25 protein-coding genes are annotated in these 23,399 nt (G+C 53.2%); 5 read left to right on the top strand and 20 right to left on the bottom strand.

Annotated features, from left to right (window positions below):
* Positions 1-185 precede the first annotated feature (185 nt).
* Complete coding sequence (locus tag CKW26_RS09535; RefSeq protein WP_007916938.1) at positions 186-677, top strand: RidA family protein; 492 nt, start codon at positions 186-188, stop codon at positions 675-677.
* A 301-nt stretch (positions 678-978) separates the two neighbouring features.
* On the opposite strand, the gene CKW26_RS09530 is transcribed toward CKW26_RS09535, so the two are convergent.
* From CKW26_RS09530 to CKW26_RS09520, 3 genes are all read right to left on the bottom strand, one after another.
* A complete protein-coding gene (locus tag CKW26_RS09530) occupies positions 979-1,680 on the bottom strand; it encodes a hypothetical protein (protein WP_095048382.1) in 702 nt (233 codons plus the stop codon).
* Positions 1,681-1,813: 133 nt separating this feature from the next.
* On the bottom strand, positions 1,814-2,218 hold the full coding sequence (locus CKW26_RS09525) for a GNAT family N-acetyltransferase (RefSeq protein WP_095048381.1): 405 nt from the start codon (positions 2,216-2,218) through the stop codon (positions 1,814-1,816).
* A 54-nt stretch (positions 2,219-2,272) separates the two neighbouring features.
* Complete coding sequence (locus CKW26_RS09520) at positions 2,273-3,178, bottom strand: LysR family transcriptional regulator (protein WP_095048380.1); 906 nt, start codon at positions 3,176-3,178, stop codon at positions 2,273-2,275.
* Positions 3,179-3,280: 102 nt separating this feature from the next.
* Between CKW26_RS09520 and CKW26_RS09515 the strand changes: the two genes are divergently transcribed.
* Positions 3,281-4,450 carry an aspartate aminotransferase family protein gene (locus CKW26_RS09515; RefSeq protein WP_095048379.1) on the top strand — a complete coding sequence of 390 codons (1,170 nt, stop codon included), beginning with the start codon at positions 3,281-3,283 and terminating at the stop codon, positions 4,448-4,450.
* Positions 4,451-4,456: 6 nt separating this feature from the next.
* Here the strand turns inward: CKW26_RS09515 and CKW26_RS30235 are convergent, their stop codons facing one another.
* The 4 genes from CKW26_RS30235 to CKW26_RS09495 all read right to left on the bottom strand — a co-directional run bounded on the left by CKW26_RS30235 (position 4,457) and on the right by CKW26_RS09495 (position 8,175).
* Positions 4,457-4,660, bottom strand: coding sequence for a prevent-host-death protein (locus CKW26_RS30235; RefSeq protein WP_095048396.1), 204 nt, complete (start codon positions 4,658-4,660; stop codon positions 4,457-4,459).
* Between the two features lie 212 nt (positions 4,661-4,872).
* The gene (locus CKW26_RS09505; RefSeq protein ID WP_095048378.1) at positions 4,873-6,792 is read right to left on the bottom strand and encodes an alkaline phosphatase D family protein; all 1,920 of its coding nucleotides are present in this window, start codon (positions 6,790-6,792) and stop codon (positions 4,873-4,875) included.
* Between the two features lie 71 nt (positions 6,793-6,863).
* Positions 6,864-7,601 carry a hypothetical protein gene (locus tag CKW26_RS09500; protein ID WP_095048377.1) on the bottom strand — a complete coding sequence of 246 codons (738 nt, stop codon included), beginning with the start codon at positions 7,599-7,601 and terminating at the stop codon, positions 6,864-6,866.
* 115 nt (positions 7,602-7,716) lie between these two features.
* Complete coding sequence (locus CKW26_RS09495; RefSeq protein ID WP_256579889.1) at positions 7,717-8,175, bottom strand: hypothetical protein; 459 nt, start codon at positions 8,173-8,175, stop codon at positions 7,717-7,719.
* 25 nt (positions 8,176-8,200) lie between these two features.
* On the opposite strand from CKW26_RS09495, the gene CKW26_RS09490 reads away from it, so the two are divergent.
* The gene (locus CKW26_RS09490; protein WP_095048375.1) at positions 8,201-8,947 is read left to right on the top strand and encodes a hypothetical protein; all 747 of its coding nucleotides are present in this window, start codon (positions 8,201-8,203) and stop codon (positions 8,945-8,947) included.
* A gap of 45 nt (positions 8,948-8,992) precedes the next feature.
* Positions 8,993-9,361 (top strand): PH domain-containing protein, encoded by a 369-nt coding sequence (locus CKW26_RS09485; protein ID WP_034156100.1) that lies wholly within the window; start codon positions 8,993-8,995, stop codon positions 9,359-9,361.
* A gap of 12 nt (positions 9,362-9,373) precedes the next feature.
* Here CKW26_RS09485 and CKW26_RS09480 read toward each other — a convergent pair whose 3' ends face one another.
* Positions 9,374-9,703, bottom strand: coding sequence for a hypothetical protein (locus CKW26_RS09480; RefSeq protein WP_095048374.1), 330 nt, complete (start codon positions 9,701-9,703; stop codon positions 9,374-9,376).
* Positions 9,704-9,970: 267 nt separating this feature from the next.
* Between CKW26_RS09480 and CKW26_RS09475 the strand changes: the two genes are divergently transcribed.
* The gene (locus CKW26_RS09475) at positions 9,971-10,231 is read left to right on the top strand and encodes a DUF6429 family protein (protein WP_095048373.1); all 261 of its coding nucleotides are present in this window, start codon (positions 9,971-9,973) and stop codon (positions 10,229-10,231) included.
* 217 nt (positions 10,232-10,448) lie between these two features.
* On the opposite strand, the gene CKW26_RS09470 is transcribed toward CKW26_RS09475, so the two are convergent.
* The 12 genes from CKW26_RS09470 to CKW26_RS09415 form a co-directional block, all read right to left on the bottom strand.
* A complete protein-coding gene (locus CKW26_RS09470; RefSeq protein WP_177409238.1) occupies positions 10,449-11,336 on the bottom strand; it encodes a DUF2971 domain-containing protein in 888 nt (295 codons plus the stop codon).
* Complete coding sequence (locus tag CKW26_RS09465; protein WP_095048371.1) at positions 11,320-11,550, bottom strand: hypothetical protein; 231 nt, start codon at positions 11,548-11,550, stop codon at positions 11,320-11,322. The genes CKW26_RS09470 and CKW26_RS09465 overlap by 17 nt, the downstream gene beginning before the upstream one ends.
* Positions 11,551-11,814: 264 nt before the next feature.
* A complete protein-coding gene (locus CKW26_RS09460; protein ID WP_095048370.1) occupies positions 11,815-13,032 on the bottom strand; it encodes a response regulator in 1,218 nt (405 codons plus the stop codon).
* Positions 13,029-13,502, bottom strand: a complete 474-nt coding sequence (locus CKW26_RS09455) for a response regulator (RefSeq protein ID WP_095048369.1) — start codon at positions 13,500-13,502, stop codon at positions 13,029-13,031. Before CKW26_RS09455 ends, CKW26_RS09460 begins: the two co-directional genes overlap by 4 nt.
* On the bottom strand, positions 13,499-16,816 hold the full coding sequence (locus CKW26_RS09450; protein ID WP_095048368.1) for a hypothetical protein: 3,318 nt from the start codon (positions 16,814-16,816) through the stop codon (positions 13,499-13,501). Before CKW26_RS09450 ends, CKW26_RS09455 begins: the two co-directional genes overlap by 4 nt.
* Before the next feature lie 662 nt (positions 16,817-17,478).
* Positions 17,479-18,333, bottom strand: coding sequence for a hypothetical protein (locus CKW26_RS09445; protein ID WP_095048367.1), 855 nt, complete (start codon positions 18,331-18,333; stop codon positions 17,479-17,481).
* Positions 18,334-18,429: 96 nt separating this feature from the next.
* Positions 18,430-21,315 (bottom strand): DUF927 domain-containing protein, encoded by a 2,886-nt coding sequence (locus CKW26_RS09440; protein ID WP_095048366.1) that lies wholly within the window; start codon positions 21,313-21,315, stop codon positions 18,430-18,432.
* Complete coding sequence (locus CKW26_RS09435) at positions 21,312-21,584, bottom strand: DUF3077 domain-containing protein (protein WP_095048365.1); 273 nt, start codon at positions 21,582-21,584, stop codon at positions 21,312-21,314. The genes CKW26_RS09440 and CKW26_RS09435 overlap by 4 nt, the downstream gene beginning before the upstream one ends.
* On the bottom strand, positions 21,581-21,862 hold the full coding sequence (locus CKW26_RS09430; RefSeq protein WP_095048364.1) for a hypothetical protein: 282 nt from the start codon (positions 21,860-21,862) through the stop codon (positions 21,581-21,583). Before CKW26_RS09430 ends, CKW26_RS09435 begins: the two co-directional genes overlap by 4 nt.
* Before the next feature lie 528 nt (positions 21,863-22,390).
* Positions 22,391-22,696, bottom strand: coding sequence for a hypothetical protein (locus CKW26_RS09425; protein WP_095048363.1), 306 nt, complete (start codon positions 22,694-22,696; stop codon positions 22,391-22,393).
* A complete protein-coding gene (locus CKW26_RS09420) occupies positions 22,693-22,962 on the bottom strand; it encodes an AlpA family transcriptional regulator (RefSeq protein ID WP_095048362.1) in 270 nt (89 codons plus the stop codon). The genes CKW26_RS09425 and CKW26_RS09420 overlap by 4 nt, the downstream gene beginning before the upstream one ends.
* Positions 22,959-23,207, bottom strand: coding sequence for a helix-turn-helix domain-containing protein (locus CKW26_RS09415; protein ID WP_095048361.1), 249 nt, complete (start codon positions 23,205-23,207; stop codon positions 22,959-22,961). The genes CKW26_RS09420 and CKW26_RS09415 overlap by 4 nt, the downstream gene beginning before the upstream one ends.
* Positions 23,208-23,399: the final 192 nt, after the last annotated feature.

The following is a 23,399-nucleotide window of genomic DNA, read 5'->3' as shown; positions in this document are numbered from 1 at the left end:
TGTCGTCAATATCCTGCGTTCGGTTCCCTCTCCCTATGGGAGAGGGCTAGGGTGAGGGTTGCGAGTGGAGTTCAAAACCCCTAGATTTGGATCCAACCCCGACAGTGATAGCACCAAGCCATTTTTTCGGTGTTTTACTGCCGTGATTCGAGCTTCTTCATGCACTGATCAAAAGGCTGGGCGAAATGACTGAGAGGATGACCTGCGACGAGCGTTTTATTGCCCTGGCCCAAGAGCTGAACTACGACATCTATGGTGAGAACACCGCCGGCGGCAATTACGCGCCGCTGATCCGTCATCATGATGAGCTGTACATCAGCGGTATGGTGCCGCGCACTAACGGCAAGATTCAGTACCCGGGGCGTGTCGGCCTGGAGTTGACCCTCAAGGATGCGCAAGCCGCCGCGAGCATCAGTGCGATGCGTTGCCTGGCGCTGATCGTCGATGCCGTCGGTTCGCTGGACAAGATCAAGGCGTTGTTGCGGGTCACTGTTTACGTGAAGTCGACGCCGGATTTCGTTGACCTGAGCGAAGTGGCCAACGGTGCGTCGGACGTGTTCAGTCATGTGCTCGGCGATGCTGGCCGGCATACGCGCACCACGGTCGGTGTGTATCAGTTGCCGAAGAACGCAGCGATTGAAGTGGACATGATTGTAGCGTTGCATCCTTCGGCTTGAGGGTGGTTTGACGGCTTGCCCTCACCCTAGCCCTCTCCCAGAGGGAGAGGGGACTGACCGAGGTGTCTTGCGCTATACATCGACCTGAGAGATTGAGGCGATAGTGGATTCGGCACCGCACTTTCATTTCGGCGAACTTCCACAATATCCGCAAATCGGCTCCCTCTCCCTCGGGAGAGGGCTGGGCGGGCGGCGTTCCGATGAGGGGATGGGATTTACGCCATTCCACTAATCCCCAGCCGAAAACCAAAAAGCCCTGCACTGAATCTCAGTGCAGGGCTTTTTCGTACAGCGCTGCGGATTACTGCGCGGCGATGCTATAGCCATCAAACGCAGTCTGCTGTTGCAATGCGGTGATGATGTTCTTGCGGTTCACTGCCTGCTCTGTACCCGCATTATCAACGAAGACTTCGCTTTCCAGTTCCGCTTCCTCACCTTCACCGACGAAGGTGAAGCCGAGGAACTCCAGCGCTGCACGGTCAACGTTCAGGCGTGAGCGTGGCGTGCGCAGTGGCAAGGTCACGCTGATGCCGTCCTTGCTGATGGTGAAGATTTCGACTTCTTTCTTCTTCGCAGCCTTGCTCTTGCCGCCGCTCGGATTGCTGATCGCCTGGTGGGTCTGGTTCAGCACCTTGAGGGCCAGGCCATAAACGATTTCCTGGAACGCCGGATCATCCTTGAAGCTGGACAGGATGCGGCCGATCGAGAACTTGCTGCTGAGGTCGTCAAGGGCGGCGAGGTCCGCCGCTTCAGCGTCTTTCAGCGCCTTGAGTTCGCCCATCAGCTCGTAGGCCTTGTCGTCATCGAAGCTGTCGTGAGCCTGACGGATCGCCGCGCGCAGCTCGCGGATCTGGTCGCTTTCGCGGGTCGACTGGAACGCGTCCAGGACCATCTCGCTGATGATTTTGGCTTGTGGCAGGTGTTGTGAAAGATTGATGGAGTTTTCGTATTCCGCTTTGGACGATTCGGTGACTACGGATTCAGCGGTGTTGAAATCGGACATTGAAATTTCACTACTTTTTAACTTGAGTGGAGATGAGAAAACCGAGGGCTTTTTCAGGCCGACTAATTTAGGGGAGCGCGGCGGCGTTGTCACGGAGCAACGGTCTGCCGGTCGAGTTTTTTCCCGGCGTGCGCTATTTCAGGCGCGGCCGTTCCATGGCAATCACCGAGGTCTCGAAACCCAGGCTGACGAAGAAAGCCTCAGCGCCCTCGCGCCCGGCACGCAGCACCCACGTGATATCCGGGTTGTCGCCCATGATGTGCTCGACCAGTGCGCGGCCAATCCCTGCACGCCGATGCTGGTCATCGACCACCACCATCGACAGGTAGCCGTTGGACAAGCCATCGGTGATCCCGCGAGCGAAACCGATGATGCGCTCACCCTTGACGGCGACGGCCGTGCGCTGAGAGTGCTCGATCAACCGGGCGAAGTGTTCAGCTGAGCCGGTGCGATGGCCCCAGCCATGCTGCCCGAGAAACTGCCTCACCGATGGCGTTTCGGCGGGCTGCAAATTGCGTACGTTGAGTGTGTTGTTCATCTGCTGTTCGGCTCCTTGTCAGCGATTCTTCCTGGGTGGCTGGTGCAGGTGACGTCAGGACTTCCCCCAGCGCTGCATGACAAACTCTACGAAACGACGAAGTTTCGGCAAGCGATAGCGATCCGGCGCATACAGCAGATGCATCGGTCTGCTGGGTGGCTGGAAATCGGCGATCACTTTCACCAGTCGGCCTTCGCGCAGGTCTTGCTCCACCAGCGCATCCGGCAGCATCACGATGCCCATGCCGGTGCGGGCAGCCTGATGCAGCCCGGCGGAGCTGTTGATCAGCATAGGCCCGCTGACGTCGACCATGATCTCCCCGTCGGGGCCGCTGAGGCGCCAGCGCTTTTCCACCGATTGCCAGTCGTCACCGGCGGGATAGGCGAACGATAGGCAGTCGTGTTGTTGCAAGTCTTCCGGCGTTTTCGGCATGCCGCGCCGGGCGACGTATTGCGGCGACGCGCACGCGGTCAGGGTGTAGTCGATCAAGGGCCGGGCGATCAGGTTGGACTGCTCGAAATTGCCCAGCCGAAACGCGACATCGAGGCCGCTTTCCAGTAGATCGGGACGGGTGTTGGTCAACACCACATCGAGTTTGACCTGTGGATAAAGCAGTGAAAATTCACTTAGCGCCGGCGCCAGCCGTTCAACGCCGAACGTCAGCGGCGCGGTGAGGCGCAGCATGCCTCGGGGTTGATCGAGGGTCTGCTCGGCGAGGCGTTCGGAATCGGCGACCAATCCCAACACTTCCAGGCATCGCTGGTAATAAACGCTACCAAATTCGGTGAGGCGCTGGCGTCGGGTCGTGCGTTGCAGCAGTTGCACACCCAGCCGTTGCTCTAGCGCGCGCAAATGATTGCCAACCATGGTCGTCGACATATCGCACTGCAACGCGGCCGCCGTCATGCTCCCGGCTTCGACGACTTTGACGTACACGCTCATCGACTGGAACAGGTCCATTATCAAGCTCAGCTTTTAAATGAATGAAGTTTTGCCGAGTTTATCCAGTTTCGGTGGCTAACCATACTGCCAGCACACCGACCTGCACTGGAGTTTGAAGTCATGACCGCCGCCCTGATGAACACCTACCAACCGCTAGCCCTGAGTTTCACCAAAGGCCTGGGCACTCGCCTGTGGGATCAGGCCGGTCGCGAATATCTGGATGCGGTGGCCGGAGTCGCGGTGACCAACGTCGGCCACTCGCACCCGCGGATCGTTTCAGCGATCAGCGAGCAGGCGGGATTGCTGCTGCACACGTCGAATCTGTACAGCATCGACTGGCAGCAGCAACTGGCCAAACGGCTGACCGAGCTGTCGGGGATGGAGCGGGCGTTCTTCAATAACTCCGGTGCCGAGGCCAATGAAACAGCGCTGAAACTGGCGCGTTTGTACGGCTGGCGCAAAGGCATTGAGCAGCCGCTGGTAGTGGTCATGACCAACGCGTTCCACGGCCGCACACTTGGCACCTTGTCGGCCAGCGATGGCCCGGCGGTGCGCCTGGGTTTCAACGAATTGCCGGGTGATTTCCTCAAAGTGCCGTTCGGTGATCTCGCAGCGCTGGAACAGGTGCAGCAAAAACACGGTGAGCGCATCGTGGCGATTCTGGTTGAGCCGATTCAGGGCGAAAGCGGTGTGCAGCTTGCGCCGCCGGGTTACCTGAAAGCGTTACGCGAGCTGTGCAATCGCCATGCGTGGTTACTGATGCTTGATGAAATCCAGACTGGCATCGGCCGCACTGGCCGCTGGTTTGCGTTCCAACATGAAGGCATCGTCCCGGATGTCATGACTTTGGCAAAGGGACTGGGCAATGGCGTGCCGATCGGCGCGTGCCTGGCGCGGGGCAGGGTGGCGGATCTGTTTACGCCCGGGAGCCATGGCAGCACCTTCGGCGGCAATCCGCTGGCGTGTCGGGTCGGTTGCACGGTGCTGGACATCATCGAAGAACAGGGCCTGCTGGAAAACGCCCGGGTTCAGGGGGAACGGCTCTTAACTCGTTTGAGCGCAGAGCTGGCGGACAATCCCAATGTGCTAGCGATTCGTGGTCAGGGTTTGATGATTGGCATCGAACTGAAACAACCGGTGCGTGATCTGACGCTGATCGCGGCGCGGGATCATGGGCTGTTGATCAACGTCACGCGGGGCAAGACGATACGGTTGCTGCCACCGTTGACGATTGATGAGCGGGAGGTGGAGATGATTGTCAGAGGTGTGGGATGCGTCGTTCAGTCATGACGATTTTCACTCTTCGATCAAATGTCTGACTTTGGCTTTTCCTGCGCGCATTTCGCCGATCGATCTGATCAACCGGTCGGCGTTTGCGGGTGAGCGCATCAAGTAGGCTGTTTCTTCGAGTGTGCTGTTCTCGCCAAGAGGCATCATCACGACAGGCTTAGATTCTTGCCGAGATTGCGAAGTTAGCTCTCGATCCTCGCTGGATGCCAAGAACGTATGGAGGTGAGTACAGGATGACAAGGCGACACCTACTAGTGGTTGTTTCGCAGAAGGGCTTACTGCGAGCACGTTCAGTATCACTTAAGAACTCTGGAGACGTTTCTGAGAAGGTTGTAATCCTTGTCCACTGTCTCGGGCAGTGAGAAACCGCCGCGTTGTCGGCATTCGGCATTCGGCATTCCCGGTGTAGGAAAAAACTATGGCTAGTCCGGATAATCCGCCAGATCCGGCGCCAGCATCCGTGTCTTCGCCTTGCCATTCGAATTGTGCTGAATGATCTCGCGCGGCTGCCCCTGCTCATTGAAAAACACCTGACCGATCCCCGCCGAATTCCATAGGCGTTCACCTGCCTCAGCATGTTCCGGCGTATACGGCACGATGCGCATGCGTCGGCGTTTGGTGAACCAGTTCAGCGGGGAGCGTGGCGAGTAGAGCCAGCGGTTGAGGCGGTCGAACCATTCCAGCAGGGTTTTCGGAAACTCGTTCTTGATCCCGCTGCTGGTGATCTGCCAGATTCGCGGCCCGGCCTTGCGGTGTCGGATAAGTACTTCGTAGACGAAGGAATAATGCACATCGCCCGACAGCACCACGTAGTTACCCGGTGTGCGCGAGTGGCGGAAAATATTCAGGATCACCTGCGCCGCACCGCGATGGGCCATCCAGTTTTCCGCGTCGACCAGCAGCGGAAAACCGCACCAACTGAAGACTTTTTGCACCGTTTCGATCAGCTTCACGCCGAAGATCGGCGCCGGGGAAACGATGATTGCTGACGGGTGATCGAGCAGTTCCTGTTGCAGTTCGCTCAGCGCTTCCCAGTCCAGCAGACCTGAAGGTTGCTTGAGCGCCATCTCACTGCGCCAGCGTCGTGTACGGGTGTCGATAACCACCAGCGCCGGGCTGGTGGGCAGGACGAAATGCCAATGCTGAAAGCGCAGCAGGTCATCGATCAGGTCGTCCTGCACCGGGCTATCGAGGTACTGATCATCACCGCTGGCGCTAAGGCTCAGGGTTTTCCCCAGCACATCCTTGAAGGCATCGGGGTTATTGCCCCAGCCCTGACACAACATGTAGGCGATCAGCGCGTTGCCGATGATGCGTTTGGAGAACGGATGGCCGTAGGCCGTTTCCTCCCATTGCGCGGACAGGTTCCAGTCATCGGTGATGTCGTGATCGTCGAAAATCATCAGGCTCGGCAGATGCGCGAGCGCGCGGGCGACCTTGTCCAATCCAGCCTTGAACGCGTCGATGCGAGTCTGTTCGAGGGTATAGCGCTTGAGGCGCTCGGGCGTCAGTTCGGGCGCTTGCGGATCGATCAGCGACCAGGCCGTCGGCGACCACACCAGCAGGTACATCGCCATGACTTCGGCGAAGGTCACCAGGTGATTGTCAGCGCTGCTGCTGGTGAAAATCGGCTTACGCGCACCGCCGAAAAATCGCTCGCGCAAGGTCTCGTTGCTCTCCAGCGCCGGTAACAAATCCGCACGGTGGTAGTAACTGGCCGGGTGTTCGTAGAGCTTGGCGCTGTCGCTGACCACGGCACCTTCGAGGTGTTCGTCGAACAGGCCAAGGCGTTCGATCAAGGCATGAATCGCCCGCAACATCGGGCCGGCCACGTCGTCGGCGTAGACCTGATCGCCGCTCATCATCAACAGGGCGGGGCGTTGTTGTGGATCGGTTTCCGTTGCCAATAATTGGTCGACGCAAAGCAAGCCATCCGCCGCCGGGTGATGCGGTTTGCGGCAGGAGCCGTGTAGCAGTTGATCGATCCGCGAGCGCAGGACGAAGTTCGGACTGGTTGCATCGCCGTACAGCAAATGCGGTGCCCAGTCGGCGATGCCCTCTGCATTGTCGATCAGCAGGTCATAGTCGATACGTGTATCGCAGGGCAGGGCGCTGTCGAGAGAAACATCGATGAGATGAACAAACGCCTGACGACCTACGGGAATGACGGCGCATTTCCCGGCGTCGAGAGGAATGTCTCCTACACCTTGCAGGCGCAAGGTCAGCGCCAGTGGCCGCGTGCCGACCAGCCACATGACCACGCGCGTTGGCTCCAGCCGTCGCAACAGCGGGCCGGCCAGGACAGGAGGCAGCGGGATCAGGTCAGCGGGTGTCGAGGACATCGAGGGCAAAGCTCAAGGCGCACAGGCCGGCGATGATAGCGCAGGCGGCGCCTTGATCCCTTAAATAAGCCTTAAGAGTCGGCTTTTTGCACTTTCAGCGCCAACAAACGCCATTGCGCAGGCAGCGCGTCAACTCGCGGCTGCTCTTGCACCGAGCAATCGAAACGGTAGGTGACATCGTCGCCGTTCATGTTGCGCGCGGTGACGGTGTTGTTGAAGGTGTAGACCTGATCCTTGAAGCGGTGGCTGACCAGTGCCTTGCTGTCAGCGAAACGCGCCGAAGCGGGAAAGCGCAACGTGCTGGTCACAAACGGGCTGCACATGACATACGCAATCATCGACTTGTCGGCCTGTGCGTCGCCGCGCAATTTCTTGTTCAGCGCTGCCAGGGCCATGCGCCCCTGATAGTCGCTTTGATCCAGCACGGTCTGTAACCCGATTGATTTCGGCGCCCGGCTGGCGTAATTCGGCAACAGTGCGGAGTCGGCGGGAGAGGGCTTGTCATCCGGCTCGATGGCAGCAAAAGCCGGCGCATCCTTCAGTTCGGCAGCGGGTGTGACTGCCTCGGCTTCAGGCAATAGGGAGGTCGGCTCGATGACTTGCGTGTTTTCAGCCTGCGCCGCTTCGTAGTCATGCGACGAAGGAAACAACGACAACGTGATCGACAGCACTACCATCGCGACAATGAAACCACCCGCTGCGCCGACGATGTTGCCGTAGAAAATATTCCAGCTGCCACGGTTCTTGACCACCCAGCGCCACATGAACCCCCACACCGCGACAAACGCCAGAAAACGCAGAAACTCCATTTGATCCTTTCCTTAAACCTTCAAAACCTGAAATCAACGCACGCCCAAGGTGAACGCTGACGATGGGCGGCAAGATAACAAAACAGACGTGTAATGCCAGTGGCGATAGCAGTGCTCAGTGAAAATTGAGCGCGAAAAACGCCAGCGTCGTCACACCCGCAGCCAACCCACAGATGCCAGCGAAAAGTTGGCGAGCCAACGGATGCTCTGGCCGAGGGCGCCTGACCAGCCACATCCAGACGCCCGCCAACACGCCGAACGTGGTGATCATTTGCAACACGCTACTGGCAAGATTTTCCGGTGAGGGAGACACGTGCGAAGGGAAAAGGCCTGAACAGACCACCGAAAAAATCATTGCAACGATGAAGCCGCTGGCGGCACCCGCCAGGTTGGCGAGGATCAGGTTCCAGGCACCACGGGTCTGCACGACCCAAGCCCAAATGGCTGCCCAGACGAAAAAGTACAACACGGCCATCAAGGTGTTTCTCCCTCTGAAAATTGACTCCATCGAGGAGCTGGCGACCTCGTTACTGGCAGTGGACGGCAAGATAGCAAAATAGTAGCGTCGCGCCACTGCCCATCTCCGTAACGGACTACCCATGCCAGTCAGTACCCATTGTTTGCGCCTGCTCTGCGCAATCACACTCGCCGCTGCAATGACCCCGGCATTCGCCGCCGTGCAAGAACACCCGGAAAACAGCTGGAAGTATTACGCCGGCAACTGCCAGCGCGTGCTGGAGAAAATGGCCGACGTGCAAAGCGGTCGCACCACCGCCTACGACGTGATGTTTGCACTGGAAAGCAACCTGCGAACCATGAATGAACACCGCTCGAACCTGACGCCCAATCACCTCGGCTCCCGGGAATTTGCGCAATGCGAAAACGTAGCGGGCCAGGCTGAAGCGATGATCGCCCAAGGCAAAGCCGAGTTCGCCGCGAGAATGCAAGGTGCCGCGGAGGAAGGCCGCATCGCCCACCAGAACTCCCCGGCCTACCAACGCGCCCGCGCCCTCGGCTACAGCGACGTCGGTGATATATCTTTCCTGAAACTGCACGAAGACACCGACGGCGAAACACGCCTGAAAACCATGTTGATCACTGTGGACGAAATCTGTGGCCAATACTTCCGCGCCACGCAATACGTGAAGCCGTATGTGATCTATACGGTTCGGCCTTCGGACGGCGGTTGTGGCGAAGTGAAACGCGTGGCGGTGGTTGGCGGCCGATCAGTGGAGAAGGGCGATTACATTGATGAGAAGGGTGAGTTTCAGTATCTGGGCTGGAAAAAACTTGTTGGTGCTGATGGGTTTCCGACGGATATCCGCGTGTTGAAAGCCCGTCGTTGAACCAAAGAACTACCGGGATGTTTTCTTGAAGATGAGGATGGACAGATGATCGACTTCAACAACAAAGGCTTCTTCAAACTCAAGCAGAACGATGAGTACGCCGAACGCGTAAGCGCGCTGCTGCTGGATGGCGAAGAAGTGATCGACTCTTACAAGGCCATGCGTGACGGCGTGGTGTTTACCAACAAACGCATCATCGCGGTCAACGTTCAGGGGATTACCGGCAGCAAGAAGGATTTCACGTCCTTGCCGTACAAGAACATCGTCGCCTACTCCGTGGAAACCTCGGGCACGTTCGATCTGGATTCGGAGCTGGAGATTTACTTCTCGTCACTGGGGAAAGTGAAGTTCGAATTCACCGGGAAGACCTCGATGGTGGAGATCTCCAAGTACATCTCGAAGCATCTGCTGTAACGGCTCAGCCCATTACAAGATGTCTTTCAAATAACCCTTCAGCGCGAGGAGCGGCTGATCCAACTGCTCCAGCGAGCGCGCCTCGCTGAACTCAGCGGACAACTTCTGCAACTCGCGCCCCAGCGGTTTCTCGACACCGCCCAAGGCGTCCATCGCCAGGCTCAGGCATTCATTCATCTTGAACTGAATGGTCTCGACATCCCCACGCCGCACCAATAGTTCGAAAATGTCTTTCTGGTAATCACCCATGACCATGTCGTCCCGCAAAATCGGGCTCAGGCCTTCTTCCTCGTAAGCAAGTTTGAGGGAGAAAAGGGCGACTGTTTCCAGTGACGTTTCCATGGGGTGCCTTTAGCGACGTCCGTCAGTGTGAGAGTTGATGACTGGAGGCAGCCACCGTTAGGTGCAAGATGCGCTGGGCTGCCTTCAGAGTGGCGGGATTATACGGAGCGGGATCAACAAGTGCAGCCCAAAGGCGAGGCAAGGCACACTGAAGCCGATCAATAACCTTCACGGGATTGAGCGGCATTTCCATCGGAGGCCGGTGAGTATTATGGTGAGCCTTCACACACTCGACGTTAACTGTTGGATACGAATGGAGTGACGACCATGGAATACGACGACAAACTGATGGAAGACGCCGTGCTTGCCCTGTTGGCAGCACTCAGCTCCGACGACGGCAATGCCTGGAAAGGATTCGATTTCGAGATCATGAACCGATTGCATGAGCAGGGTTATATCAGTAACCCGGTGAACAGGAACAAGTCGGTCTGGTTGACGGAGGAAGGGCTGGAGCGGGGGCGGGCGATAGCGGCGCGGTTGTTTGGGGGAAGTGCTCAGGCTGAGCCTAAAACTGACTCCGACACCTGAGTCCGCGCAATGTCACGTGCGACCCGCGCGGTGGTGAGCGTTCTGCATTGCGCGTCCACTTTATTGCAGACGAAAAAAAAGGCCTTGCTAAGCAAGACCTTTCTTAATTTTGGTGCCCGAGGGAGACTCGTGCGCTCTATATAAATCGCGGCTTGCAGGCAAATTACATAGTTAGGGATACAGCTAGGGATACATGTTGATGACTGCTACTCCGATTTCACGTGGGATCGATGTTCAGCTTGAAAAGGGTGTCATCGGTTGAGGCTTGGTAACAAATGATATGTGAAAGCGTCGGAGTTTCTTTGATCAATTCAAGAAATCCCGCCCTGATCGCTTCGGGCATTCGAGCACCCAGTATCACTGATGTAATGCAAGAGGGTGGGAATTCGAAGAGGTGATAGGTCTTGCCGTGAAAAGATAGGGTGTTTGTTGAGTCGCTTAAGTCGACCATCATCCGCCATTCGCGTTCGTATGACCAATGCTCACTTTTCGTCAACATCGCTGTGATATTTCCATTATCGAAGGTCAGTGGGGGTCTGACAGTCGAGTATTGGACCGGCTTGAGGTGCCTGAAATCATCTTTTTGACTGCGCCGCTGATTGAAGAAAGCAGACTCAGTGTCGAATTCGATTACGAACCCTTCATGGGAGCAAGCGTAGTGCGCCCACATCAGAAGGTCGTCAGGTGTCTCAGTCAGACAGAGTATGCCGACCTTCTTTTCCATTTCTTCTTTGAATCGAGAGTGGAGGGCAGGTGTTAAGTCCCTGAGGATGCTGACGATTCCACCATTTTTAGACAGCATTTGAGAGCGCGCTCGGGACTCGATTTGCTCTTTGGTTATCAAGGCTCTTGCGGCTGGTGGCAATCCTGCAAACGTTTCTTCGACCATTTTGGGGAGTAATAGGTCGAGTGTTGCCCACATCGTCTCTTCTGTCTCATACAGGCGGATAGGTGGTTTTAACTCAAATGGGTCGTTGAGGTTGAGTGGAGAGGCAAAGCAAATTTTGCACGCCTCCAACACATCGATCCGGTCGGGATGCAAATATTTGAAGAGCGTCGAGGGTGGATTTCTGGACGTAACGTCCTGGTTATTCGAATTTTCCATCAGAGCCGGCCTCAGCAGAAAGTGAGATGAGTGCGAGAGTGAGAAACCCTTCATTCCTATCCAGTGCAGCTAGGGCGCCTCGAACGTTATCGGCCACGTCTACTGAGCCTCGTTGCTCTACCCAGTTTGAAAGCTCCTCTACGGCTGCACCTAACGCAAGCTGGTTCTCGTTGATACGTTTAAGTACTGAAACTAATAAGACTTTGTCTTCCATGATTCACTCCAACCTTTCTGGCCAGCAGCGAGTATACATTTGAACTAACCGACCGTGTGCTGGTGCTGTGATGCTCGAGCAGGTCTCAATACCGCTGGGGACCCTGGGAGTATTCCTTCTATACGGGGTCGGAAACCCGCCGGACCGTTGTAGTGGGAGGTGCCATAACTTACAGTTAGTGTTCTAGGGCTGTGTTCGTCACGTCACAACGAAGTGTACGAGCATGCAGATAAACTGCATGCTCTTGTCTGAAAAAGTAATGACTTACAAATAGGTTTCCGCCCAGATTTTAAACAAGGCAACACTTGTGTAAGAAGCGTATGGCTGGAACAAATCATCTTTATGCGAGTTTCCAAAGTCACACACAGATTTAATTATTATGACTTTCGGCTTTGGCTCATCGCAGTCATTGGCGGCAGTCATCACTCCGTAACTTTCCATGTCGAATCCAATAATTTTACGATGTTGTTCTTTCAGTTTGATTGTTACTGCTGGGTCAGCAATAACTGAAGCGCCTGACGCGAAAGGGCCTATATGGACTTTAAGGTGTGTGTCAGGTTTATGAGTAGGGCATTCAGCATATACTGTAGATAGTGCAATGTGGTCCTTCTCAATCCGTTCAAATTGTTTTTTTACAATAGGATCTAAAGCGATTTGATGAGGAGAAGGCTCAAATACTGAGACACCATCGTCGTCAATTGTGATCTTTCCGCTTCCATAGTCCCAGCCAGGATCAGCAACAATAACATCTCCGATGTTGATTTTATTTTCGATTCCTGCAGCGATACCGATCATTACTAGATATTTCGGCCGAAATCTATTGATCATCTTATGTGCCAGCACAGCCGCTGCGGGTAGCCCCATTCTTGGAGAGGCTGCGGCGTAAATATCTTTTCCGTCTTTTAAGCTACCCTTGTAGTAATTGGTAGGGTCGTTCGCGATTTCGTAATCGCTCCAGTTCCAACTTTTTACATTAAGCAGTGCGCTGAGTTCTGGTTTGCTCAATGCAGCAATTACACAGATCTCGGAATCATAATTTTTTGTTGTGTTTCTCACTGAAAGCGAGGTTTTAATTTGTTTAAGCTTTTGTTGAAGCTGTCCGACCCACTTTTCAGATCCCTCCTCATACATCATAACGCTCCACAAGCGTTTGTCGAAAAAGCTTTGGTGGTCTGATTTAATTGCTGTGAACGCGGTGAGTCCTATTACTTCCCGAGGAGAGCTATATATAGCCCGCTCTTCAATTTCCATAAGTAAATCTACGCCGCCACTTGCGTGAGGGTCGCAATCTAGTCGTTCTGGAAGTGAAAGATCAAGAATCATCAACTCATAGTCGTTGTGCTCCAAAAGCTCTCGGGCTTCGTTTATCGTTCTTGCAACATCTATATCTCTTGATGAGTAACCTGGTACCCCGTCTATACTTCGAAGTATATTTTTTACTTTTTCTTGGTTGTCGTCTACTAATATTATTTTTGCGCTCACTTTTTATCAGTCCCTATTTTCTTCACAAGAGATTTCAAGAGAGTGTCTAACTCCTTGATCCATGTTTCACTTGATGCATTGTAATAAACTAAGCCGTAGCAATTCTCTGAGTGCTCTGTTTCTAGAAGCGTTCTGAGCCCCTCGAGAGTCATCGTCTTTGATCCAGATCCAAAAATTTCGAATTGTGTGACTACGATTGCCGGTGTCTTTATATCGAATCTATCCAGTTGGGATAAGAAGTCACAGCCTCCGAAAATATTCGTACCACCTCCTGGTTCGTCTGGCGTGACATCGTATGTAGGTAATGTCATGTCGAGAACTATTAAGTCAATATTGTCGTCAAATACATAGTCCAATCCTTTTTGGATTGAAAATGCATTTACTATTGTGAGATCTGGAAAACTAGTTTCGAGAAAGTCATTTAGTTGGCTTCTTTTGTTTTCGTCGTCCTCCACGATAAGAATTTTCATGTCGTAATCCTTCTAACCGGCGTTGTGAACTGAACTGAGAAGCTGGAGGTGTCAATGAAGTCAAAAGTTAAAGAATTATCTTCCCCGATTATATTTTTTATTTTGCTAAAGCCGCTGAGGTCTTCCTCATTTACTTTTTTTCGATAATCACCAGATCTTATTAGATCTTTTGCTTCCTCTACACGCTCAATGCTGCAATCATCTTTCGCGCTCGGGGATATTTCATTGATAATTCTTACAGCTAATATGTCTCCTGATAGGGTTGATTCAACATTAACTTTTGGGTTTTCTATGAGTGAGTATTCTTCTATGTTGTTGAATATGACGTAGAATATGTCTGAGAAGTACGTGAGCATGCTTGTTATGTTTAAACTGGCTCCTGTAATCGTTATTGTCGGCTCGAACCCAGGTTTTATTTTTTTAACACATTCTAGCCCTACTCTTACGAGCTGTTCGAAGGAGAATACGGGCGGTTCATATGGTGATGGCAGGCTGAACCATTCTTTTACAACATTTAGTGACTGGTAGTACGATGTTTTCGCCTCCGTAATTGCACGCATGAGGCCGAGTGGCGGCTCGTTCGGATCTAGATCCAAGATGGACTTGCTGAGGCGTTCAAATATTTCAGTGGCGTGTTTCTTCGTGTCAATTTCTAGATGCTGATTTATTTCTTTTAAGCTTTTGTTAATCCCGCGCCAAAAAATGTGAGTGCTCGCCTCGAAGAAGTTGGCGAAGTTGAATTCTTTTTCCCGGACAATTTTGTGAAGTACCGATAAATCTGCCGAGGTAAAGGACTTTTTGAACCAACCTTCCGGCTTTTCTGCGTCTTCTATTTGTATTTTTTCGTTAACTAAATGGAAGATTGAGTCGTCTAGCTCTTTAGAAAAGGATTTTAATAATTCGTCTACTTCTTCAGTTTTTTTATAATTTTCTTCTGATAGTGTTTTGGTCCAGTGCTTGTTGCTTAAGTATGTTTTACCATCAGATGAGCGTTTCGTTAGGATCTTTTGGTTTTCGAGCGCCCCCCTAAGCTGACCGCTTAGCACACCATGTCGTATCCTCATGCTTAAGTAGCAATCAAGGCCATATTCGGAGTTGAATAAAAATTCTACGAGTAGTAACCAGTAAAGCTCGATTAGAGAAAATCTCGATTCGTTATCGGGAAAAAAGAGTTCATCTTTATTGTTGCTCGAAGATACGAAGCTAATAAGCTCCTTGTCGTCTGTGTCCGTATTGAATTTCTTTGATTCGCCCTCGATTAGCAATAAGCCTTTTAATCTATTGAAGTCTTCGCTAAGGTTAGCGTCAGCCCAGCGTTTTAATCCTGCAGAGTCAATAGATATTTTGCTTTTTTCAACATGCCTAACTCCTTCGAAAACTGTTTGAGCGCGAGTTATCTCGCGGACTTCTGTCTCATAGGGGTCTTTGTTTTCATGGTCTAGCTTAATAAGCATTAGACATACAAGAAGTCTTTCGTTTTGTAAGTCGAGCGAGCTTTTAAATACTCTAGACACTTTCATGGTTTCAGCTTTGCATATAAACTTTAAATAGTAGATTAAAGAGGTCTGACAATGATCTTTCAAATTTTTTGCTAGGTCCGAGGGTTTCCTATGTTTATGTGAAAGCAGGAAATCTTCATAAGCATATGAGCTTATTTTTTCATAGCTTTTGTTGATTTTCTTCGATGCGATGTGGAGCAGGATGGGGACAGATATTTCTCCTGCAAGTTCTTTTCTCAGGTCTTTATCTAGAGCATTCACGTACTCTTTCATTGGTATGTGAGTTATTAGTGAGGAGTTTTCAATTAATAGTAAAGAGGCTTCTTGAATGCCAAGTTTGTAGTTTTTCTGACTCAATAAGGCATGTTGTCGATAGAGTATCGCTACTTTTTTTGTCTGGAAGCATTCTATGGATCTCCATTCGTTTGTCTCTTTTATGACTTCATGAAAATCTTTGTTTTCTGAAAGAGTTTTCAGTTTTACTTGTAGTGTGAAGTATTTATTCCAGTCGTCGTTTGGTTTGTGATCAAATAAGTCGAAAGGTAGGTCTTTACTATAGATGTGGAGTGATGCTCTATTATGTTTGTCGTTGGCTGTCCATGGAAAGAATACGTCATCTAGCCATTTATCAATTATTGAGGCAAAATCAAAGCGTCGAAGATTGAGCCTGAGTTTGAATAGATAGCCAAGAGATTTTTCCGCCGCATTTCCATTTCTTTTGATGTCAATCAACGCATTTAGGATGGCAGCTCTAGGCTTTGATTTGACGTCAAATGTTGATGTGAGATTTAAAAAGATTCTGCAATCAGCTTCGATACTTATTGTTTGGGGAGAGTTGGAGAATGTTTTGTTTTTGCTTATTATGTCCAGGCACTTTTCCCACTGTCCGGTTAGAAACAGCTTGATTAGATCTTCCCATTCAGTATTTTTTGGAATATCTGATTTTGGTTTGAGTAAGTTGAATAGTCTTTTGTCTTCTGTAAGTGGAAGTATTTCTAATAGCTTTGTGTTAAATATCGCTTGCAGATCCTTTAAGTTTGAAGATTTAGATGTTTCGAAGTCAATGCCAAGCTCTATAAATGTTGAATATAAATCTATGATGCTGGAGTTGCTTTCGAATTGAAGGATTACTTGTAGTTCCCATTCGCTTGTTACTTCTGTGGGTAAAGTTTTGTAGAGAATGGAAGTCTGTTGTCCAGATTTTTCTAGTTCACGTGAAGCGCTGCGGATGTGTTTGATGTAACGGGCAGGAGTTACAGCTTCTTCATTTCTAAAACTAAAATTCCAACCGTAATAACTTACATGCTTTCCTGCTGTTTTCTTTATTTCTGATAAATATTTTTTCTGTTCAACTAGACCTTTTGAGGCTTGAAGTATCGCCATTTTTACTTCGATCAGCCACAGCGATACACCAAATTTGTCCTCGATATTTTTTAAGGTTGTGTTGCAGCTTTCGAAATCTCCTTTCCAGTATGCTAGCTCCAATTCGCTACTCATTTTTAAAAATTCTTTTATATGAGAGCTTTTGTTTTTTATAAGCGAGCATGCCCATGCTGTTTCGCAAATTACATTCGAATCCTTTAAGATTAAGTCACTTTTTAGTCTTTTAAATGTCCTCGGGAATAGTGCTTTTAGACGCTCTTGGAAAATGTATTTTCCTTTTTTTTTGGCGGTGGCAGCCCATTTTAAAAGACTGTCGAAGTCTTTAAGTTGTGCTTGGCTTCGTGCGGTACTCAATGAAGGGATCTTTTGTTTTAGTATCAAGCCTTGTACGTTGCGCAGTGGTTGACTGTTTTCTTTGGTTTTCCCGTTCATGCCATTCCTTGACTAGTGTGAGTTCATCGAAGTTAATAATTGCTTTTTTTGTAATCGGAAAAACGGTTTTTAAATGAGCTCATTTTGGGCGATTCAATCAGCTCAAAATATGTTGCGACGTTCAGACTCTACACTGCTAGCGGTTACAAAAAACCCATGCTAATAGCTCAAGGTTCTGTTCGAGCGCGGCGGTCCTCCATCTTCAACGTTGTCATGTGTTCACATTTTTGTCCGAAGTGGAAGAAAGACGGACATCCTTACAGAAATCTTAGCTGGAGGAAATCTGCGAGTCTGATAACCCGTGTAGGTGGCCCCCCTTCAGGAGGACCCGTAAAATCTGCCGCTACGGCTCTTCGCCTGGGACTAGTCGCACACAGCAATCGGCAGAACCGGAGCTATCCGTCGCGTCCATTAGCGCTGAAGGTTCACGCCGTGAAAAGGGGCGAGGGGAAAGCTAATCCGTAGGTAGCGAAAAGGCAGTGTTCCACGTGTTCCATGTGTTCCAGAAACGTCGGAGGCCACGAAATACGGGGCTTTCAGAGGCGGAACACCAAATACGAATAACCGGAACACCAGTTACGCGGAACACGTTTGGTGTTCCGCGATTTGGTGATCCGGTTAAGGGTGGAAAGCAACACCGTAGGTATCGGCGATGCGGTGAGTCATGCGGCTAGCAACTGCTCCATGGACAGTGCATAGGCTTTATCTTTGATTGTCTTCTCGCTGATGCACGAAGCCCCATGCGGGGTTTGCAAGGGCACATAGAGCTCACTCAACGAGCTTGTCCATCCCAAGGCTTTCTCGGTGGCTTCCAAGTGTGCCGCAACGGTGGCGAACTCCTGAGCGGCCTTGTCCATGCGGTCAGCCCACATGATCCGCGCTACGCGTAGCTGGCGCTGACGAAGATCTTTCAAAACCTCTCTGATCTCTGCAATTTCCACATCGAGCTTCTCGACTTCGTTTTTCAAGGCCTGCGCGGTCGCTGCCAATCCTCGCTTGCCACGTGTCACCATTGCCAGTGCTTCGGAGGCGAGACGCAGCACCTTCTCCGCACGCTGCTCATCTGCGTCGTCTCCGTCACTGAGAGCTACCGCATAACTCGCCGCGGCTTGTTTCTCTGCATATTGGGCCTTCTCGACTTCGGCTCGTTTCTCATCCTCTAGCTTTTGCAGTTTGGTCGATAGTTTTAGGCGTTTGTCCTGCAGCTTTTGCAGGTCGCTCTGTACCTGACCGATTTCTTTCTGAGCCTTTTTGATGTTGGCGCTCGCGAACCGGGTGCCATCTTCCCAGTCGACCAGCCTTTGAATACGCTTGATCTCGGAAGCGTGACCCTCGATAGCAGATTTAGCGTTATCAAACGCATCAGTGATTTCGCGAGGATAAGGCGCTCTATTGATGCGGTTGTTTGCGTGGAAGCGTTTGGCCTCCTTTGCCGCCGCGCTAAGATTCGGTAGCGCCTTTTTGAGACGTTCCAGTTCCGCTTGATGGTGCTTGAGTTGCTTTTGAAGTTCGCTCATGAGAATTCTTCCATATCAAAATTTGTGGTGTTTGTACGCATTATTCCGGGCGGGCCAGACCCGAGGCGGCCGGCAGCTCTCCTCGATCGGCCAACTTCACGCGGCTTCGGTTTCAGAGGAGAGGAGGGCGTTGGCATGCACCACGTACGCTCTCGTTTTGGCGAGCCCGGGGAGCCGCACCGATTGCGCAGCACGACCTTCCGCGCTGGCTTCCAGAATCCCGCGCTCGATTAGTTCCCGGTTGACCAAGGTGAGGCTCATGCCTTTGAACACTTCCGCCCTCCACGCGGTGGGCAAGAAGTAGTAGGTGACTAACGTGTAAACGCCATCGCCCATGCCGTGTTCAACTGTGCGCCGGAAGCCGAGGCGGTCGGTGGTCCGTGGTGCGTGATCGTCTGTTTTGGCGGCAAGACCGTCCCAGCGGGTGAAGCGGCTTTCACCGAATCGCTCGATGACCTGCTGCAATCGACTCACAATGGCGTCGCCTTCCATGTTCCCGGCACCGCCGCGCTCTTCGAGCCAAGCATTGAGGCAAACCTGCGCCGCTGTGGTCGCAGTACCTTCCGGCCAGCCAGTAACACCAAGTGCCGTCGCCAGTTCACCGGCAGCAGCGGCGAGACCGAAGCGAGCAGCGGCTCGATGCGCCTGTCCGCTGGCGGATGCAGGAAGCGCTTTGGCGATAAAGCGCTCTACCGTGCGCCGCAGCATGGCTGTCCAGCCGAGCATTTCACCGGGCTTGCACAGCGCTGACAGGAATGCGGTAAGCGGCGTACCGTAGTATTTGCCTACTCGTGCTTTGAGTGCGTCCGACAGGGCGGCGGCGTCTTCGAACCCGTTCAGCACGTCGAACATGCCCAGGCCTTTGCTCGCATCCGCAGGCACCGCCAGCATGCGGATTTCCATCCCTGCCTTTAGCTCTTTGTTCGCGTCGGCCATGTGCTGCGCCAGTGTCTTTTCGCCGGTCGAAAGAAACAGCAAACGCCACTCTTGCACCTGACGGCCCGCTAGCCCTCGATCATTGGCGCGAGCTTTGCCCGTGCCGTTGCCGAGCATGTACACCGTTTCACCGATGATGCGCGGATCACACATACCGATTTCGTCGAGTACCAAGACGCCGTCCGAATGTGCGGCGGCAATCGACTCCAACGCGTTGTCGGTAGAGCGCCACGACCGGACCAATCTCGGCCCGCCGTAGACCGACGCGGCAACTTGTAAATGAGTCGTCTTGCCGCCGGAGCTGTCGCCATACAGATGGAAGCCACCTGATTCATGCCCTAACAAGTGCAGCAGCGGCCCGGCAAAGGCCACGCTCACAACAAACGCCAAGCGGTGATTGCCAGCACACAGAGCACCGATTTGCTGCTGCCATTGCTCTAGCGTCCCTGCCTCGCTGATAGGTGGCAGCTGCGCCCCGGAATCGCAGAAGAATAAGTGCTCATGGCTGTTACCAATCTGTTGATCAGGCAGCAGGTATGCAGGCCCATGCCATCCAAGGCGAGTGACCAAACGTGCCCGCTCGTTGCTGTCGAACCCTTGCAGATAACTTTGAAGATCGTTGCGCGCATTGCGACCTGAGCGCGTTCCAGGTAAGCGCAATCCCATATCTACCAGCGGCCCTAATACGTCTTTGCCGAAGTCACCGGTCATGTTACGAGCGGGAATGTTCCAGCGCTTTTTAGCGCCGTCTGGATCGTCGAACTCAACCAGCAAACCCCAGTTGTGACCCTTGTCATCGCGAGTGCGGGCAAGAATCTCCAAGGAGGAACACACTGGCCGCGACTCACCATCATCGCCGGTATAGAACACGCCTTCGGGGGCCAGTCGAAATCCACCGGGCAGCAAATCTGTTTTCGATTTTGCCGGTTGTTTGGCTGCTGCTTTTGGCTCTACAGGTTCGTCGGACTGCTCGTGTTTGAGGGAGACGAAAAACTCACCGCTGCGCTCCAGCTCGGCGACGTGTGCTGCCGTCCAACCTTTGGCCAGCGCGTCGGCGGCATCGTCGCCTTCGTCCCACTTACCACCTTTGGCAAACGCGGCTAGACCATCCTTTAGCGTGGGTTTGCGCTTGAACGTAGCCAGTTCAACGAATCGCACCGATTCGGCACCGATCTCGAGCAGCTTTTTGGCGACCTCTTCCATGCACGCTGAGCCGCTGCTGTCGTTGTCCGGCCAAAGCACAACATGACGTCCTTTGAGTGGTGCCAGGTCTGCCTTGTGCCAAGAGTTAGACCCGTTCGGCCAGCACGTGGCCACGAAGTCCGGCATCAATTCGCTTGCCGCATCGGCGGCTTTTTCGCCCTCGCACAACACGACAGGTGCAGAATCGCGCAGTGCCAATTCTTCCAAGCGCAGGAGCGGACGGGGGTCAGGCAATCCCTGCCATCGCCATTGCGTGGTTTCGCTGTTGGAGCGCTGGCACCAAGTCAGTGGAGCGAAGACTTTTTTAGGCTTGCCGTCTTCATCTGGACCGAGATCAAAGCGGTAAAGCGCCATGAGTGGCTGACCGCTAGCGTCACGGTAGATCCAGACCTTCGACGGAGCACCGTGATCTCGATGGCGGACCGGGCAACGTTGCATCGCTTCGGCCGGGATCGGCTGTATGGCGGTCCATGTTGGCGCTTTGGTTTTACCTTGAGTTGGAGCCGACCGCGCAGCACCGACACTCACGCTCAGCAGTTCGGTGAGCTTCGCGCACGCCTCGACATCGGTGCCGCCGTCCAAGTAGCGGACTAAATCAATCAGGTCGCCGCCTTTGTCTCCAGTAGCGAAGTCAGCCCAGGTGCCTTTGTTCAAATTGACCTTGAGCGAGCCGGCGCGCTTATCGGTGCGAGTCGGATTGGGGGCGGTGTATTCCTTGCCGCCGTCTACACGCTTTCCGTTGGGCAGCCAGTGCGCGAGGACACGTTCAATGTCCTTCTGCGAGGCAGCTTTTACGTCGGCGAAGCTCGGACGTTTCGTTTTGCTGCTCTGGTGCTGGCTCATGTGTCGGCCCTCGGCGAGAACAGGGTGTCAGCCACGTCATCAAGCAGCGCTTTTGCCATTTCACCTAGATAAAGAGCAGGCCAACTAAACCGTTCGCATTGATCGCTCATGGCGGCGTCGCGGTTCAGCAGGTTCACGTGGTCTTGCAACTGAGAGGCTAGCTCCAGAGCATCTTCGATGGGGATGCCTGCGTTGACGCGAAATAATTTCAAGCCGCTGGCATTAGCAGGCGAAAAATCCGTGCGGCCAATCGTGGTCAACGCGTTCATAGCGCACCGCCTTCGTGCTCCACTGGAACGGAAGTGGTATCACCGTGCAGAGCGAGGGTTTTGATCAAGCCGAGGGTGCCGCGAACATCCCAAATGACGGCGGCAATAACACGGTTGGAGAGGCGCGACTCACCTTCAAAGTGGTCTTTGAGCAACGTCAGCACCGAGTCCGCGCGCTCAATTGCGCAGGCGATAGCGTCAATCGGCACACCAGCCCCGGCGCGCTGACTGACGCTGAGAATGTCTTCGGGCAGGGCAAAACTCAGGGCGTTGTTCATTGGGCACCGCCTGCGGCTTCGAGAGCGCGAGCTTTGGCCATGTGTGCGTTGTAGCGGGCGAGACGTGTAGCAAGACTGGAGTTGGCGTGTAGAGCGGCGAGAGCCATTGCACGGTGTGCAGCGGCGCGATTTTTGGACGGAATGAGGGCGTGCATAGGTGTAGCTCCAAGTTTGAAGATGGAGCTGCCACTGATCGTCGCCAAACGATTTAAGGTGGCAGCTGTGCGCAGGTTGGCGAACCGGGAACTTGGAACCCGGCAGACCCGAAGGTCTCCCACGCACAGCTGCCATAACACGAAACGGCGGGCACAAAAAAAGCGCCTGCTGTCGTATGGGGCGCCTGTGCGCCAAGTATCTCGGGTCGCCAAACCCGGTCACTGAATTTGCAGCGACACCGGCAGAATAACCCCGAGATTTTATTAGCGCAACCGGCACGAAGCCTTGCGCATTTTTTTGATGCGACATAAATTGACCGGGCATACAGATTGACCTCAAACGCCCCCGGTTGCCGCCGGGGGCGTTTTCGTTTCAGGCGTGGGCTTCCCAGCGCAGGTTGAGCAGGGGGAGGAAGCCGTCATGGATCATGGAGCGGGCGTCTTCGTAGGCTTCCGTTTGCTGGCCTTCATCAACGATCACCGCACCAAATTTTTCGCAATGAAGCGCGAGGGCGCACCATGTACCGTCGGCCCAGCTAAGTACGCTGACCACGCGACCCTGTCTGTCTTGTCGTCCGCGATAGCGCTCGAGGCGCTGCATCGTGGCGGCTGAAAAGCCGATGCGGCGTAGCACTGAAAAGGGATGCATCAAGGCTTGATTGGCAATCGAGCGGCTCATGCGGCCACCTCATCACGTGCTTCAATGCGACCACGTGCCCACGCTTGAACTTCCGACAAAACCCAGGCGACCGGGGCGCCACGGGCGTTGCTGTTGGTGAGCTTTACGGTTTTAGGAAAGCCACTTTCAGGCTCATTCATGAGCTTGTAGATGGTGGGGCGTGCGAGACCGACGATGGCCATGACCTCGGCGATTCGGATGAGCGTCAGCGATGGGTCGCTTGGTGTGGAGTCGTTTGCAGAGGAGTGGAGGCGAGAGGTTTTCATTGCACGTTTCTCACACTTCCATCAGCGCTACGCGTGCGGCTATCGAGCCACGCAGATACATCCTTAGGTCGATAACGCACGCGGCTTCCGACTTTTACATACGGCAGCGGATTGCGGCGCGAACTGCGCCAAGCGGCGAGCGTGCGATGCGAAAGACCCAGAGTGGCTGCCACTTGATCGGGGGTGAGTAAATCAGTGGCGGAGGGTGAAAGCGGGATGATGGATTGAAGCGTCGTGCCAGTCATTGAGCGTTTCCTGTAGTCGTAGAGGGTTACAGGGCTAACGCTAAGTGGGGAAAGGGAAATGAACGGGGGTTCACTTCCGTTTAAACATGCGAATTGATCAGAAAGCCGACGCGGACGGTTCCTCTCGTTGATCGGTCGAAACTAGTGAACACTGGAAAAAATAATTATGTGAACATTAGCCGCCGCACTTAG

Origin of the sequence: Pseudomonas sp. Irchel s3h9 (genome assembly GCF_900187475.1) — a bacterium.
GTDB lineage: Bacteria > Pseudomonadota > Gammaproteobacteria > Pseudomonadales > Pseudomonadaceae > Aquipseudomonas > Aquipseudomonas neuropathica.
Note: the sequence above shows the minus strand (reverse complement) of the source record. Positions and strands in the feature narration are given on the sequence as shown.